Annotated in this window: 13 protein-coding genes; 5 read left to right on the top strand and 8 right to left on the bottom strand. The window is 57.6% G+C overall.

Annotated elements, in window-relative coordinates; all coding sequences use genetic code 11:
• Positions 1–19: 19 nt before the first annotated feature.
• From M2367_RS19765 to M2367_RS19755, 3 genes are read left to right on the top strand one after another with little or no spacing between them, the layout of a single operon-like run.
• Positions 20–664, top strand: coding sequence for a YjbF family lipoprotein (locus M2367_RS19765; RefSeq protein ID WP_259238095.1), 645 nt, complete (start codon positions 20–22; stop codon positions 662–664).
• Positions 661–1,410, top strand: a complete 750-nt coding sequence (locus M2367_RS19760; RefSeq protein WP_259238093.1) for a capsule biosynthesis GfcC family protein — start codon at positions 661–663, stop codon at positions 1,408–1,410. Before M2367_RS19765 ends, M2367_RS19760 begins: the two co-directional genes overlap by 4 nt.
• Complete coding sequence (locus M2367_RS19755) at positions 1,410–3,497, top strand: YjbH domain-containing protein (protein WP_259238091.1); 2,088 nt, start codon at positions 1,410–1,412, stop codon at positions 3,495–3,497. The genes M2367_RS19760 and M2367_RS19755 overlap by 1 nt, the downstream gene beginning before the upstream one ends.
• 82 nt (positions 3,498–3,579) lie before the next feature.
• On the opposite strand, the gene M2367_RS19750 is transcribed toward M2367_RS19755, so the two are convergent.
• The 4 genes from M2367_RS19750 to trmB all read right to left on the bottom strand — a co-directional run bounded on the left by M2367_RS19750 (position 3,580) and on the right by trmB (position 6,964).
• Positions 3,580–4,872: a sulfurtransferase gene (locus M2367_RS19750; RefSeq protein WP_259238089.1), complete on the bottom strand. Its 1,293-nt coding sequence runs from the start codon at positions 4,870–4,872 to the stop codon at positions 3,580–3,582.
• 28 nt (positions 4,873–4,900) lie between these two features.
• Positions 4,901–5,821 (bottom strand): glutaminase B, encoded by a 921-nt coding sequence (gene glsB / locus M2367_RS19745; protein WP_224431191.1) that lies wholly within the window; start codon positions 5,819–5,821, stop codon positions 4,901–4,903.
• Positions 5,822–5,902: 81 nt separating this feature from the next.
• Positions 5,903–6,235, bottom strand: a complete 333-nt coding sequence (locus M2367_RS19740) for a 50S ribosome-binding protein YggL (RefSeq protein WP_042041064.1) — start codon at positions 6,233–6,235, stop codon at positions 5,903–5,905.
• 15 nt (positions 6,236–6,250) lie between these two features.
• Positions 6,251–6,964 (bottom strand): tRNA (guanosine(46)-N7)-methyltransferase TrmB, encoded by a 714-nt coding sequence (trmB, locus tag M2367_RS19735; RefSeq protein WP_259238084.1) that lies wholly within the window; start codon positions 6,962–6,964, stop codon positions 6,251–6,253.
• A gap of 256 nt (positions 6,965–7,220) precedes the next feature.
• Between trmB and M2367_RS19730 the strand changes: the two genes are divergently transcribed.
• Both M2367_RS19730 and M2367_RS19725 read left to right on the top strand, forming a co-directional pair.
• Entirely contained in the window at positions 7,221–8,297 is a 1,077-nt protein-coding gene (locus M2367_RS19730) for a M28 family metallopeptidase (RefSeq protein ID WP_259238082.1), read from the top strand.
• A 181-nt stretch (positions 8,298–8,478) separates the two neighbouring features.
• Positions 8,479–9,660, top strand: coding sequence for a PLP-dependent aminotransferase family protein (locus tag M2367_RS19725; RefSeq protein ID WP_224431193.1), 1,182 nt, complete (start codon positions 8,479–8,481; stop codon positions 9,658–9,660).
• A 57-nt stretch (positions 9,661–9,717) separates the two neighbouring features.
• Here M2367_RS19725 and M2367_RS19720 read toward each other — a convergent pair whose 3' ends face one another.
• The 4 genes from M2367_RS19720 to M2367_RS19705 all read right to left on the bottom strand — a co-directional run bounded on the left by M2367_RS19720 (position 9,718) and on the right by M2367_RS19705 (position 14,251).
• Entirely contained in the window at positions 9,718–11,280 is a 1,563-nt protein-coding gene (locus M2367_RS19720) for a cyclic diguanylate phosphodiesterase (RefSeq protein WP_259238078.1), read from the bottom strand.
• 223 nt (positions 11,281–11,503) lie between these two features.
• Positions 11,504–11,998: an acetolactate synthase small subunit gene (ilvN, locus tag M2367_RS19715; RefSeq protein WP_005899311.1), complete on the bottom strand. Its 495-nt coding sequence runs from the start codon at positions 11,996–11,998 to the stop codon at positions 11,504–11,506.
• Positions 11,998–13,716: an acetolactate synthase 3 large subunit gene (locus M2367_RS19710; RefSeq protein ID WP_042039621.1), complete on the bottom strand. Its 1,719-nt coding sequence runs from the start codon at positions 13,714–13,716 to the stop codon at positions 11,998–12,000. Before M2367_RS19710 ends, ilvN begins: the two co-directional genes overlap by 1 nt.
• Positions 13,717–14,098: 382 nt before the next feature.
• Positions 14,099–14,251, bottom strand: a complete 153-nt coding sequence (locus M2367_RS19705; RefSeq protein WP_157013829.1) for a hypothetical protein — start codon at positions 14,249–14,251, stop codon at positions 14,099–14,101.
• Positions 14,252–14,311 lie beyond the last annotated feature (60 nt).

The following is a 14,311-nucleotide window of genomic DNA, read 5'->3' as shown; positions in this document are numbered from 1 at the left end:
TTCATTCAGCGATGTTTTTATGCTAACTAAGCGCATTATTATAGTGTTATCAATGTTGTTGTTTGGCTGTGCAGACAACAACGTTGATAGCTATCAGCAACTTAAATTTCTTCTCTCCGGAAATGAAGAAATAACTATCACCCCGGAAGCCATCAATAAACTCCCTTATGCCAGTGCATATGTCACCGTAGATGACAGACCAAAAATATTCGTCGTGCTTGCGTTTGCAGATGAAAATAGGTTGTCCTGGGTTAGCAGCGACAGGGGCATGATAGTGACCGAGCATGGTAGAATTACTAAAACATTGAAACTGGAAAATGATCTTCATTATTATTCCAGTACGATGAAGGACCCCTTGATTCAAGCATCCTTCGCCTCGGGTGCACAGTTCAGTTACAGCGCCGAATGGGCAAAGGATCGTCGCAGTGGGAGAAGCATGCGCAGTGTATTCCGCCAGCTCGCGGATGAAAGTCTGGATATCAATGGCACCATCATTGCGACCTCCCTCTATGAGGAAACCGTGCAGTCGATAAAAGATGATCAAATATGGAATAATTATTACTGGTTGGACAAAAAGTCTGGCCTGATCCGAAAGACCGTTCAAAAGCTAGGCCCTGACAACAGCACCATAGAGATGGTCTTTACCAAGCCTTACGCATCATGAAAAAAATAATACTCTCGTTATTGATAGGCTATACGCCCATTCTTCACGCTGACAGTGTTACCAAAGTAGTCTTAGGTAATGTCAATGGCACCACCATCTCCCTTTCGGATAGTCAGCGCCTTGAACAGCTACTGAATAACAGCCAGCTACCTGACCATATCTATTGGCCTGCCGCCATTATCTCATCCCCCGCAGAAGAGCGTGTGGTCCAGCAAGCCAAGGAATTATTGCTCAGCGATGTGAAATCGCTCCAGGTGATATGGATGAGAGAGCATCAAGGCGGTCTGGTTCAAACAACCCAGCAACTGTTGCGAGAGCTGGATCAGCTTGATGTCACCGGCCGGATTGATATAAAGCTGGATCCCGATCTCAGCAGAATTGAACCTGATAACAACCCCCGCTTGAGCGGCAACTACTCATTGTATGTCTCTCCTCGGCCATCCCGTTTATATTTGATGGGTTTAATCAATAGCCGTAAGTCATTGCCTCATGAGCATGGAAAAGGTTTGGCTGAATATTGGCAGGGCCATAGCTTGTTGGCCGGAGCCAACCCGGGTGAGGTATATCTCATCCAGCCAGATGGCAGCACCCAGTTATCACCTGTGGCCGTATGGAATGAATACCATATAGAACCCATGCCCGGTGCAACACTGTTTGCCGGGTTCGATCCCGAATTGCTGCCAGCCAAATTTAAAAACATCAATCTCCGTATTGCCGAAATGATTGCTAATCGGATACCCGAGTAATGCTAACCAGAATCGCCACTCTCTCTATTCTTGTCTCTCCTATCGCTTGCGCCAATACGGATAGTTTCTCCCCTGCCTTTCCGACCCAGAGTGACTTTGGTGGTGTAGGTCTGCTCCAGATGCCAACGGCGCGCATGGCCCCAGAAGGTGAGTTCTCTTTCAACTACATGGATAACCAGGAATATCGACGCTGGTCTATCTCCATGCAACCATTCGACTGGCTGGAAGCCACCCTGAGATACACCGACATTCGCACCCGCCTGTATAGCAATGATGAGAGCTTCAGTGGCGATCAAACCTATAAAGACAAGGGGCTGGATGTCAAAGCCAGGCTCTGGAATGAATCCACCTGGCGCCCTCATGTCTCTGTCGGGCTTCGCGATGTAATGGGGACCGGACTCTTTGATAGCGAGTACATCGTTGCCAGCAAGCGCTATGAGAACCTTGATTTCACCCTGGGCATGGCATGGGGAAACATGGGGCAGAGTGGCAACATCAAGAACCCCTTCTGTGAACTCCGCGATGGCTGGTGCCAACGGGACGACGGGTTCTCGGGCAGTGGTGGCAAATTTGAATTTGGCAGCCTGTTCCATGGGCCTGCCGCTCTCTTTGGCGGAATAGAGTACCAGACGCCCTGGCAACCATTGAGGTTGAAGCTTGAATACGATGGCAATGACTACAGTCACGAGTCGGCGGGCGTCATCACACAAAGCACCCCCATCAATGTGGGCATAGTCTACCAGCCCTATGATGCTCTCGACATGCACCTCAGTTATCAGCGCGGCAACACGCTGATGTGGGGGATGACACTGCATACCAATTTCAACGATCCCTCCTTGTCGCTGCCAAAGCTCATGGATCCCCCGGTTCCGGCCTATCAGACCAGCGAAACGGCCTCTCTGGATGAGGTGGACTGGCAAGATTTGTCCTCCCAGCTGGCCGCCAATGCTGGCTGGCAAGAGGTCTCCCTCTACGGTGATGACGACACCCTAACCCTGGTGGGTGAGCAGACCCGCTTCCGGGAGCAGGCTCAGGGCGAGCACAGGGCTACCATGCTCGCCGTCAATGAACTGCCTGCGTCGGTGAAGCAGTTGCGGATGATCGAGCAAAAACAAGGGATGCCACTGCAGGAGACCCGCGTCGATCTGGACTCGGTGCGCCGCGCCAACAGCGATCTTCCTCTCGGCCAGAAACAGGAGATCGAGGTCAGCCGGCAATCACCGACCCAGGTTCAGGGAGCACGGCGCCATGAGGCGGAGCCCCGCTCATGGAGTTTCAAAATTGTGCCCAAACTGAACCAATCCATCGGGGGCTCAGAGAGCTTTTACATGTATCAGGTCGGGTTGAATGCCAATACCGACTGGTACATGACAGATCACAACTGGCTGAGCAGCACGCTCTTCTTCAATCTGTTCAACAACTATGACAAGTTCAATTACACGGCTCCCCCGCCCGATGGTGAGGCCTTGCCCCGGGTCAGAACCTGGATCCGGGAATATGTCACCTCCTCAGATGTGCTGCTGAATAACCTTCAGCTCACCCATATGGATAAATATGGTAAAGATTGGTACGCCCAGACATATGGCGGCTATCTGGAGATGATGTACGCCGGGGTCGGCGGTGAAGCCTTGTATCGCCCCTTCAACCAATCCTGGGCCATAGGGGCAGATCTCAATCTGGTGAAACAGCGGGACTGGGAAAACACCCTCCAGCTTGCTGACTATCAGGTGGCGACCGGCCATGTCACCACCTACTGGCAGCCGGAGTTTCTCGACAAGGTGACGGCCCAGATCTCGGTGGGTCGTTACCTGGCAGGGGATTATGGTGCCACCCTCAACTTCGCCAAGCAGTTTGATTCGGGCATCAGTGCCGGTTTCTTTGCGACCTTCACCAATGTGTCGGCAGAAGAGTACGGTGAAGGGAGCTTCACCAAGGGGCTCTACATCACCATCCCGTTCGACCTCATGATGTTCAAGTCCACCATAGACAGCGGCACCATCAGCTGGGTCCCCCTGACCCGGGACGGGGGTCAGATGCTGGCCAGAAAGTACGGGCTCTACAGCCAGAGCAGTGTCGCCTCCTTCTGACATGAAATGACAATCCGTCGCAGATAAAAAAAGCACCTTCCATGAAGGTGCTTTTTTATTTCTGGCGCACGAGTCTCTGCGGTCAGCCCTTTGGCTTGCGCTCACCGGTGATGGTCGGATTCTTGGGATCAGAACTCCATTCGTACCAGCCGCCGTCGTAGACGCTGATCCGCTTCCAGTCCATCAACCAGGCGTAGAAGAAGGCCTCGGAGGCGCGCCAGCCAGTGCCGCAATAGAAGGCGGTCTGATCCTGTGGCGCTATCTGCCACTGCTGCCACATGGCCAGAATTTCACTCGACGGCTTCATGGTGCCATCCGGATTGTGGAAATCGCTCATGCTTTGCGAGTCAACCCCGCCATGACCCCACTTGGCGCCAGGAATGTCACCCTTGGGTTCGATATAGCTGTAACCCGAGGTCTCGCCGATGAACTCGTCCCAGGTACGGATGCTGACCAGCTCGCCATCGGACTGCTTGAGCAAGGCCTTGGCCTGTTCGGTCGAGGTGAGGTACTCAGGGTGCACCGGGATCTTGGCACCGAACGACTCGGCGGCCTCGTACTGGTGCGGCAGGCCGGTCTTGGTGCGCAGATGGGCGATAAACCAGGCCTCGATGCCACCATCGAGCAGACGAACGTCCTTGACGCCGGCGTACATCATCAGATGAGCGGCGCGGGCAGCAGCCATGGTGTTGCGACCATAGAGCACCACAGTGGTGTCATGACGGATCCCATTTTCCAGCAGCAGCTTCTCAAGATCGGCATCGGACACCTTGTTCCACAGCGGCTCCTGCTCCAGGCGATTGGTATCGATGTAATCGGCCCCCGGAATGTGGCTGATCAGAAACGCCTTGGGCGCCCCCCAATCCACTTCGAACAGTTTCCAGTCGCCCTTGGGAGCGGCCACGACGGGTTTGCCCGCCTGCAAATCCGCCAGCCACTGGGGATAGACCAGTTGCTGCCAGCGCACCAGGCGCTCTCGCTTGGCCTCTTGCCAGCCTTTGAGCTCGTACAGCTGATGGAAGCCGCGCATACGCAACATCCGCGCCACCTCGGCCAGGCCACGCTCGCTGCCATAGAGGGCGACCGGCTTTCTGGCATCCAGCCCTTTGTCACGCAGTGCCTGGGGCCACTGCTCGTCATCATATTTCCAGTCCGCAGACAGGCTGACCGCCCCCGATACATGGCCGCCCTGACTCTCCCCTTCCATGGGCCATCCCTGATAGAAGTGGCTGGGACGGGTGTCGACTATGATGGCGCCCTGAGCCTTGGCCTCCTGCATGGAGAGGGGGGCCAGCTCGCCCGCTTGCGCGGAGAAGCTGCACCAGAGCAGCAGGCTGGCCGAGGCCGCCAACAGCTGCTGAATCGCGTGTTTCATTGACTTGCTCACTTATGATGAATGGCAGTTAAAAGATGGAGCGGCCGAGGCGCTCGGACAGTCGCTCGAGCGCCGCCGTGCCTGCCAGAGAATTACCGGCCTTGTTCAGTTCGGGTGACCAGACACAGACACAGAGCTCACCCGGGATCAGCGCCATGATACCACCGCCGACCCCGGATTTACCCGGCATGCCGACGCGGTAGGCAAAATCCCCCGCTTCGTCATAGAGGCCGCAGGTGGCGAGCAAGGCATTGACCTGTTTGGTGGTGCGCGCCCCCAGCAGCGGCTCGCTCGCTCCGAGTGGCAGGCCACGATTCGCCAGATAGACGAAGGCGCGCGCCAAGTCGACGCAGCTCATGCGAATGGCGCAGGCGTTGAAGTAACTCTGCAGCACCTTGTCGACTTCATTTTCAAAGTTGCCGTGGGACTTCATCAGGTAGGCGATGGCGGCATTGCGGGCCGAGTGTTGGTATTCGGACTTCGCCACCACGGCATCCGCGACGATGGCTGGATTGGCCGCCAGGCGGCGCACCAGCTCCAGGGTCCGTTGACGGGGCGCCGTGAGCCGGGTTTCCAGCAGATCGCTCACCACCAGGGCACCGGCATTGATGAAGGGATTACGGGGAATGCCTTGCTCAAACTCAAGCTGAACCAGCGAGTTGAACGGCTGACCCGAGGGCTCCTTGCCAACCCGGGCCCAGATCTCCTCTTCCCGGTAGAGGGTGAGGGCCAGGGTCAGGCTCAGCGCCTTGGAGATACTCTGGATGGAGAAGGGTTCGAAAGCATCACCGGCGGTAAACAGTTCGCCCCCCACCGTGTAGACCGCCATGCCAAGCCTGTCGGCCGGCACCTGGGCCAGCGCCGGAATATAATCTGCCACCTTGCCTTGCCCCAGCAGGGGACGCACTTCATCAAGGATGCTTTCCAATAATTGCGATGACAACTGCATTGAGAGGTTCCACGACTCAAACGGGGCGATCTACCCCACAGACAAAAATCCCGCCAGCGGCGGGATTTTTCATTCGGCCAATCAGGCCGGTTCGCCATACCAGAGGTCGAACAGTTCGGTGACCTCGACGGCCTCCATGCCTTTGGCTTCCAGCCAGCCCTTGAGAACGGCTCTGTCCTCATCGGTGCATTTGCCCAGCGCCTGGGTGCAGATCATGCCTTCCCATGCCAGGTGGCCGGAACCGGCGAATGCCAATTTACGCGGCTCAATCACCTCATCGATCAGGGCATCGATGACGGCATCTATGGTCGCTTCGGCGGTGTTGACCGGGAAGTTAAAGCTCAGATCGAATCCCATTTCCTGGAACTCTTCGACGCGCAATTTCTTACGCAGACGGCGACTACGGTTTGCCATGACAGCTCCTCAGGTTCAGTTAACGCGTTTAAAAATCAGATCCCAAACCCCGTGACCAAGACGATGGCCCCGTTGTTCAAATTTGGTCAGCGGACGCCACTCGGGACGCTCCGCCCAGTTGCCCGCGGGCGAGGTGTTCTCATAGCCTTCGGCGGCGCTCATCACTTCCAGCATGTGCTCGGCATAGTTTTCCCAGTCGGTGGCCATGTGGAAGACGCCACCTATGGCCAGCTTCTGGCGAATATCCTGGGCAAAGGCAGGCTGCACGATACGACGCTTGTGGTGACGGCTCTTGTGCCAGGGATCCGGGAAGAACAGCTGCAGACAGGCGAGCGAGCCATTCGGGATCATGTGTTCCAGCACTTCGACCGCATCGTGGCAGATGACGCGCAGGTTGGTGACACCGGCCTCCTGAGCGCTGCCGAGGCAGGCGCCGACGCCGGGGCTGTGCACCTCGATACCGATAAAGTTCTTCTCGGGAGCTTGCTTGGCCATCTCGACCAGGGAGGTCCCCATACCAAAGCCAATCTCCAGCACCACGGGGGCATCGCGACCAAACAGGGCGACGAAGTCCAGCGGGGCAGTGTCGAAATCGATCCCCATGACTGGCCACTGTTCGGCCAGAGCCTTCTCCTGACCCTTGGTCAGGCGGCCTTCACGACGGACAAAGCTGCGGATCTTGCGCATGAATTTGCCGTCTTCGTTAAATTCGTCTTGGGTCACTGGCATATTGGATCACTCGTTATTTCATCAATCTGGGTCACAGCCGACATGGGTTGCTCGTTATTTCATCTATCGGCAGAAACTGGGTAGCGAATTATCCCAAGATGGGCCCAAGGCGCAAGTCTTTCCGACAACTAATGACCGAGCCGCGCCCATCCTGTGCTGCTCAATGGACAATTGCCAGCTGGCTCACAGTATCAAAGGCTTCATAAGGGCATGCTGTGCCGCGATAATAAAACCATACACAACAAAGGATTGCAGTATGAACAAGACCCTTGTCGCCCTCAGCCTCGCCGCCCTGTTGGCCGGTTGCAACACCTCCAGCAATGAGTCAGAGGCCCCGGCTGCCCCGACGCCGGCCGAACAGGCCTTCGAATACCTGACCCAACTCAGCTCGAGTGCCGAGGGCATTGGTGCCCGTCCGACCGGCAGCGCCGCCGAGACCCGCGCCGCCGACTGGATCCAGGATAACCTGACCGGCTGGGGCTATGAGGTCGAACGCCAGCCGTTCAGCTATCAGCGCCGCGGGGAGGAAAAATCGTCCCAGAACCTGATCGCCGAACTCAAGGGTGAGAGCGATAACGTCATTCTCATCGGAGCCCATTACGACAGCACAGGGGAAGAGCTGGGGTCGGAGGGGGCCACCGACAATGGTGCTGGCGTGGCCGCCCTGCTGGCAGTCGCCGAGGCACTCAAGGGCCAGACCCTGCCTTATACGGTACGTTTCGCCTTCTTCGGCGCCGAGGAGAACGGCCTCAACGGCGCCAAGGCCTATGTTGCCAGCCAAGATGAGGCCGCCATCGCCCGACTGCTCGCCATGGTCAACTACGACACCATCGCCGGGGGCGACATCGTCTACGTCCACTCTGCCCACTCGGATGAAGCCGAGTATGGCTGCGCCGAACCGGCCCGTTACAGCCATGATCCCAAGGTACGGGATCGTCTGCTCGCCATCTCGGAGCTGACTCAGACCCCGTTCGCCATCCATCCCAGTTATGCCGGCTACCCGGAAGGGGAAACCGGCAGTTGGTCGGATCATGCCCCCTTCGCCTGCCTCGGGGTGCCCATCGCCTATGTCGAGGCGACCAACTTCACCATCAATGGTGCTGATGGCTTTGATGGTTATTCCCAGAGCACCCACCCGGCGCTGTGGGATTGCTACGACGAGGGGAGCAAGAGCGCCTGCGATCGGGACAGCGAGACCCAGTGGGGCAAGATCTGGCACACCAGCCATGATCGCCTCGACAAGATGGCCGAGCTCTTCCCGGGCCGGGTCGAGCAGCAGCTTGGCGCCAATACCGACATCATGATCCGCTTCCTGCGCGATCCTGGCTTGTAACAGGCCCCCCAGCCGTTTTGGCGAGGGGATGCCAAACCGGGACGATAAAATGTGGGCAGGTGCCAAAGCTGCCCTTTTTTATCGATTTTTCCACCAGCCATTGCCTCAATTTTTAAATCTGATACAAACGGATAACTTGGCGGTTGAATGGAGCGACCGCCCACCAGTCAGAGAGAGTCCTATGCAGCCGTTTTTTGCCCAGCGTTTCGAGAAGGTTGAACCCTCCTTCATCCGCGAGATCCTCAAAGTTGCCGCCAATCCGGAGATTATCTCCTTTGCCGGCGGCCTGCCCAATCCTCATCTGTTCCCGGTCAAGGCCATCGACCAGGCCTGCCAGGACGTGCTGCGCGAGCAGGGTGCCGCTGCGCTGCAATATGCCGCCACCGAGGGCTTCGCCCCACTGCGCCAATATATTGCCGACCGCTACCTGGCGCGCCATGGCATGACCGTCAACCCGGACAATATCCTGATCACCAGCGGCTCCCAGCAGGCGCTGGATCTGCTGGGCAAGGTGCTGGTCAACGAAGGGCAGGATCTCATCATCGAAGAGCCGGGTTATCTCGGCGCCATTCAGGCCTTCTCCGTCTATCAACCGAACTTCCGCCCCATCACTCTGGGAGAAGAGGGACTGGATCTGGCCGCGCTGGATGCGCTGCTGGCCGAGGGATCCACAGCCAAGCTGCTCTATGGCGTGCCCAACTTCCAGAACCCGAGCGGTGTCTCTTATAGCCGTGCCAACCGCGAGGCGCTGGCCGAACGGCTGGTGCGCCATGAACTGCTGATGGTGGAAGATGACCCCTATGGCGAGCTGCGCTTCGAGGGTGAGCACCTGCCCCCCATCGCTAAGCTGGCGCCAAACAATACCGTGCTGCTCGGCTCCTTCTCGAAGACGGTGGTGCCCGCGTTTCGTCTCGGCTGGATGCTGGTACCGGACTGGCTGCGCAAGAAGGTCACCATCGCCAAGCAGGCCACGGATCTGCACAGCAACGCCTTCAGCCAGCAGGTGCTGCACCGCTTCCTGACCGACCACTCGCTGGATGCCCATCTGGAGAAGATCAAGGAGGTCTATGGTCGCCAGCGCGCCGCCATGGAAGCCGCCCTGGCTCGTCACTGCCCGCCGGGGGTGAGCTATACCCGTCCGGAAGGGGGCATGTTCCTCTGGCTGACCCTGCCCGCCAGCATCTCGGCCATGGCGCTGTTCGATGAGGCGATCAAGGAGAAGGTCGCCTTCGTGCCCGGCGCCCCCTTCTATGTGCGCCCCGAGATCCAGAACACCCTGCGCCTGAGCTTCTCCTGCGTGGACGAAGCCACCACAGAGGAAGGCATCAAACGACTGTGCAACGCCATGAGGCGCATGCTCTAAGCTCCTCTTTACCAATAAAAAAGCGGCCAAGGGCCGCTTTTTTATTGGTGATTAGCGTCACATCGACGATGTCTGCCCTCCGTCTTTGCCAAAGGTGGTCATGATCTGTTCAAAGCCGACCATAGGCAAGGGGCGGCTAAACAGGTAGCCCTGCAGAAAATCGACGCCGTGAGCCTTGAGATAGTCCGCCTGTATCCGGGTTTCGACCCCCTCGGCCACCAGCATGAGACCGAGCCGGGTCGCCAGGTCGATGACGTTGTCCACTATGTGGCTGGAGAGGGCATCGGAACCTATCATGGCGACAAAACTCTGGTCGATCTTGAGGAAATCGACCTGAAACTTCTGCAGATACGTCAGGCTGGAGTGGCCGGTACCGAAGTCGTCGATGGCGATAAACACGCCGAGATTATGCAGCTCGGCAAACAGGCTATCTGTCATGGCATTGGGTTCAATCAGTTCACGTTCGGTCAGCTCCAGCACCAACTTGATGGGGTTGGCCTCGAATGCCTTGAGGAAAGCCCGGCAATCCTCCACCAGGCTGAGATCCTGACAATGGCGGGCGCAGATATTGAACGCGAAGTGAAAACCGACGGGTAACTCCCGGGCCTTGGGGGCGAAGCGCTCGCGCACCTGGCGCATCAAGTCGCTGGTCATGGGAATGATCAGGCCACTGGCCTCCGCCATGGGGATGAAACGATCCGGCGATATCATGCCCTGTTGCGGGTGTTGCCAACGCATCAGTACTTCACAACCGGTACACGCCTCATGGACGCCATCCATCACCGGCTGGAGATAGGGGATGAATTCCCCCTTGGCGAGCCCCCGTGCCAGCTCCTCCTCTGGCGACACCGGACGCCCCAACACCCAGAACGCCACCCCAGCCCCCAACAACGCCAAGATCAGGAAGAGCACCATGCTGCCATTGCTGTAATCCCTGGCTCGCTGCCAATATTGTTGCGGCGTGATACTCGAGCCCAATCGATAGGCATAACGCTGGGAGGCGAGACTGAACTTGCCCCCATCGAGATGAGGCTCCCCATCCAGGACGCGACCATTAGGACCCATCCAGCGTTGGCCCACCAGCAGCATCATGGGGACCTCGCGACTCATTAGTTGCAGCGTGTTGGCCAGGTAATAACCATCCACCCCCACCAGCACACTGCCCTCCTCCCCTTGGGCGCGGTAAACGATGAGGGCGCGATCCGGGGTGAGCGAGTTCCCCGGCGCCAGATCCAGCTGTCCCTGCACATAGCCGCTGGGGTCATAATCCTGGTCGTATTCGCCATAGAGGGAAGTGCAGTAGATGCGATTGCCTCGGGTCAGGTTGACGGTGCGCACATCCGGCACCGTCGCCACTTGGTGACGCAGTATCTGCTTGACGTTGGCACAGGGTTGACCCAGCAAGGGTTTGACCGTCATGGCCGCCTGATAGGCGTTATCCAGGGTACGATCGAACATGTCGCGAGCATGCTGCAATCTGGTCTGGTTATCTGCATTCATGTCACTCACTGTCTGCCAGCCGATGATGGTGGCACCAAGCAGCAGGATCACCAGGAAAACGAGACCAGACTGGACTCCTCGCATGATCTGTTGACGCAATTTGAAGCGGCGAAAAGGCATTGTGGACCCCGGGGTGATGGCGAAAAAGGCATCGATGATACTGGTTTGAATCTGCCTTGTAACCCGGCAATTGGCCAGTGGCAGATATAAATAATTGAATCAATAATGTGCCACCTCCCACCCGGCAAGCCAGAGATCACGATTGTGTTCCCCTATGCGCAGCCATCATCCTAACGAAAAAAAGAGCCCCGAAGGGCTCTTTTGGGACGAGAGTGAGAGGGACTCAGGCTCGCAGGGATTTCTCTGCCCGGGAGATACCACAAACCCCGGAACGCACCACCTCGATGATCTCGTTGGTCTGGGCCGCCGTCTTGATGAAGGCATCCAGCTTCTCGCTGGTACCCACCAGTTGGACAGTGTACTGATCCGGGGTCACATCGACTATCTGACCACGGAAGATATCCGCCAGCCGCTTCAACTCGTCGCGAGTACCGCCAATGGCACGGGCCTTGACCAGGGCTATCTCCCGCTCTATGTGCTCCCCTTCGCTCAAGTCACACACCTTGAGCACGTCCACCAGCTTGTGGAGTTGCTTCTGGATCTGCTCAAGTACCCGCTCATCACCCATGGTCACTATGGTCATGCGCGACAGGGTGGGATCCTCGGTGGGGGCCACCGTCAGGGTCTCGATGTTGTAGCCGCGCTGGGAGAAGAGACCCACCACACGGCTCAACGCGCCGGACTCGTTTTCCAACAGAACGGAAATAATATGTCTCATCAGGTTCTCTCCGTCTTGCTCAGCCACATCTCATCCATGGCGCCGAACTTGATCTGCATCGGATAGACGTGCTCATCGGGGTCGACCGAGATATCCATGAACACCAGCCGATCCTTCATGGCGAAGGCCTTCTCCATGGCGCTCTCAAGCTCCGCCGGATCGCTCACTGCCATGCCGACATGGCCATAGGCCTCCGCCAACTTGACGAAGTCCGGCAGTGACTCCATGTAGGAGTGACTGTGACGGCCGCCGTAGAACATCTTCTGCCACTGCTTGACCATGCCCAGCGCACGGTTGTTGATGGAGATGATCTTGATGGGCACCCCGTACTGCATGCAGGTAGAGAGCTCCTGGATGTTCATCTGTACCGAACCATCGCCGGTGACGCAGCACACCACGGCATCGGGGTTGGCAAACTGGACGCCCATGGCGGCCGGGATACCGAAGCCCATGGTGCCGAGGCCCCCTGAGTTGATCCACTGGCGCGGCTTGGCAAAGGGGTAGTAGAGGGCGGCGAACATCTGGTGTTGGCCGACGTCGGAGGAGACGAAGGCCTCCCCCTTGGTCACCTTGTAGAGGGTCTCGATAACCTGCTGTGGCTTGATCAGGGTGGGGTGAGTCTCGTAGGCCAGGCAGTTGCGGGAGCGCCACTGATCGATCTGGCTCCACCAATCTGCCATCGCCTGCTTGTCACTGTCGAAGCCACACTCGCCGATCACATCCAGCATCTGCTGCAACACGGTTTCTACCGAGCCGACGATGGGCACATGGGCCTGCACCGTCTTGGAGATGGAGGTGGGATCGATGTCGATGTGCACTATGGTCGCATTGGGACAGAACTTGGCCACGTTGTTGGTGACGCGGTCATCGAAGCGGGCCCCCACGGCGAAGATCAGATCCGCGTTGTGCATGGTCTTGTTCGCTTCGAAGGTACCATGCATGCCCAGCATGCCCACGAACTGCTTGTGGATGCCGGAGAACGCCCCCAGCCCCATGAGCGTGGTGGTCACCGGCAGGTTGAGCAGCTCGGCCAGCTTGGTCACCAGCTGATCCGCGTTGGCATTGATGGCACCGCCACCCACATACATGACCGGGCGCTGGGCCTCGGTCAGCAGCTTGGCCGCCCGCTTGATCTGGCCCTTGTGCCCGGCCTTGGTCGGATTGTAGGAGCGCAGGGAGACGGACTCGGGATACTGGTAGGGGAACTTTTCTTTCGGATTCTGCACATCTTTGGGCAGATCCACCACCACGGGCCCCGGGCGGCCAGTCGCAGCTATGTAGTAAGCCTTCTTGATGGCGTCGGGGATCTCGCTCGCCGTCTTGCACAGGAAGCTGTGCTTCACCACAGGACGGGAGATACCGATCATGTCGGTCTCCTGGAACGCATCCTCTCCGATCATGCTGGTCGGCACCTGGCCGGACAGGATCACCAGGGGAATGGAGTCCATGTAGGCGGTGGCGATACCGGTAATGCAGTTGGTCGCCCCCGGGCCCGAGGTCACCAGCACAGTGCCCACCTTGCCGGTGGAACGGGCGTAACCATCTGCCATGTGTACCGCCGCCTGCTCATGGCGTACCAACACATGTTCCATCTTGCCGTTTTCGAAGAGGGCGTCATAGATGTCGAGCACTGAGCCACCCGGGTAGCCGAACACATGTTCAACCCCCTGATCCTCCAGCGCACGTACCACCATCTGAGCGCCTGATAACATCTCCATGATAAAGCCCTCCAGGCTTTGCTCCGTTTAGCAATTCTATCGACGGCTCCGCTGCTTCCCGGCACCACCCGGTCTGCCTGCTATTTCTTATGGGTCAGACGGAGTGAGTACGGAGCGCGATAGTTGAAAAATAGGGTTTGTCCATCATACCCCCACAAAAGGGGGTGAAAAACCAAGTTAACCCGCTTCCCCCGGCTTGTCCACGGCTTTATCTGACAATAACAGTCATAAATTTCAAACAGATATTAACATTTAGTGAGGGGGGCGAGAAAAATGGCATGATTGCCTGGATGCTTCGGAAGGGAGTAGTGGATCCTGCTGAAGAGGAAATTGTTGGCAGGGGAATGCCCATCCCGCGGGGATGGGCATTAGAGGGGGTAATCTAAGGATTGTCTTCCGGTTCGGCCAACCAGATCTGCTGATCCGGGTCAGTCTCCTCACAGACGGAGATACTGACGCCCATATCGAGCAACTCATGGAGAGTCAGACCATCTGCCAGGTTCATCACTTCACCATGCTCATTGGTAAAACGCATCTTGCTTATCCTCAGCTAGGGGGCACTCATCAGTCTAGTCCATTGGGCGCGGCCGGGCAC

It is taken from the genome of Aeromonas sp. BIGb0445 (assembly GCF_024809075.1).
In the GTDB taxonomy this organism is placed as follows: Bacteria; Pseudomonadota; Gammaproteobacteria; order Enterobacterales; family Aeromonadaceae; genus Aeromonas; species Aeromonas rivuli.
Note: the sequence above shows the minus strand (reverse complement) of the source record. Positions and strands in the feature narration are given on the sequence as shown.

Excerpts from the sequence above, each read along its gene's own strand:
- M2367_RS19765 (WP_259238095.1), top strand. The coding sequence starts at position 20 with ATGCTAACTAAGCGCATTATTATAGTGTTATCAATGTTGTTGTTTGGC.
- M2367_RS19760 (WP_259238093.1), top strand. The coding sequence starts at position 661 with ATGAAAAAAATAATACTCTCGTTATTGATAGGCTATACGCCCATTCTT.
- M2367_RS19755 (WP_259238091.1), top strand. The coding sequence starts at position 1,410 with ATGCTAACCAGAATCGCCACTCTCTCTATTCTTGTCTCTCCTATCGCT.
- M2367_RS19750 (WP_259238089.1), bottom strand. The coding sequence starts at position 4,872 with ATGAAACACGCGATTCAGCAGCTGTTGGCGGCCTCGGCCAGCCTGCTG.
- glsB (WP_224431191.1), bottom strand. The coding sequence starts at position 5,821 with ATGCAGTTGTCATCGCAATTATTGGAAAGCATCCTTGATGAAGTGCGT.
- M2367_RS19740 (WP_042041064.1), bottom strand. The coding sequence starts at position 6,235 with ATGGCAAACCGTAGTCGCCGTCTGCGTAAGAAATTGCGCGTCGAAGAG.
- trmB (WP_259238084.1), bottom strand. The coding sequence starts at position 6,964 with ATGCCAGTGACCCAAGACGAATTTAACGAAGACGGCAAATTCATGCGC.
- M2367_RS19730 (WP_259238082.1), top strand. The coding sequence starts at position 7,221 with ATGAACAAGACCCTTGTCGCCCTCAGCCTCGCCGCCCTGTTGGCCGGT.
- M2367_RS19725 (WP_224431193.1), top strand. The coding sequence starts at position 8,479 with ATGCAGCCGTTTTTTGCCCAGCGTTTCGAGAAGGTTGAACCCTCCTTC.
- M2367_RS19720 (WP_259238078.1), bottom strand. The coding sequence starts at position 11,280 with ATGCCTTTTCGCCGCTTCAAATTGCGTCAACAGATCATGCGAGGAGTC.
- ilvN (WP_005899311.1), bottom strand. The coding sequence starts at position 11,998 with ATGAGACATATTATTTCCGTTCTGTTGGAAAACGAGTCCGGCGCGTTG.
- M2367_RS19710 (WP_042039621.1), bottom strand. The coding sequence starts at position 13,716 with ATGGAGATGTTATCAGGCGCTCAGATGGTGGTACGTGCGCTGGAGGAT.
- M2367_RS19705 (WP_157013829.1), bottom strand. The coding sequence starts at position 14,251 with ATGCGTTTTACCAATGAGCATGGTGAAGTGATGAACCTGGCAGATGGT.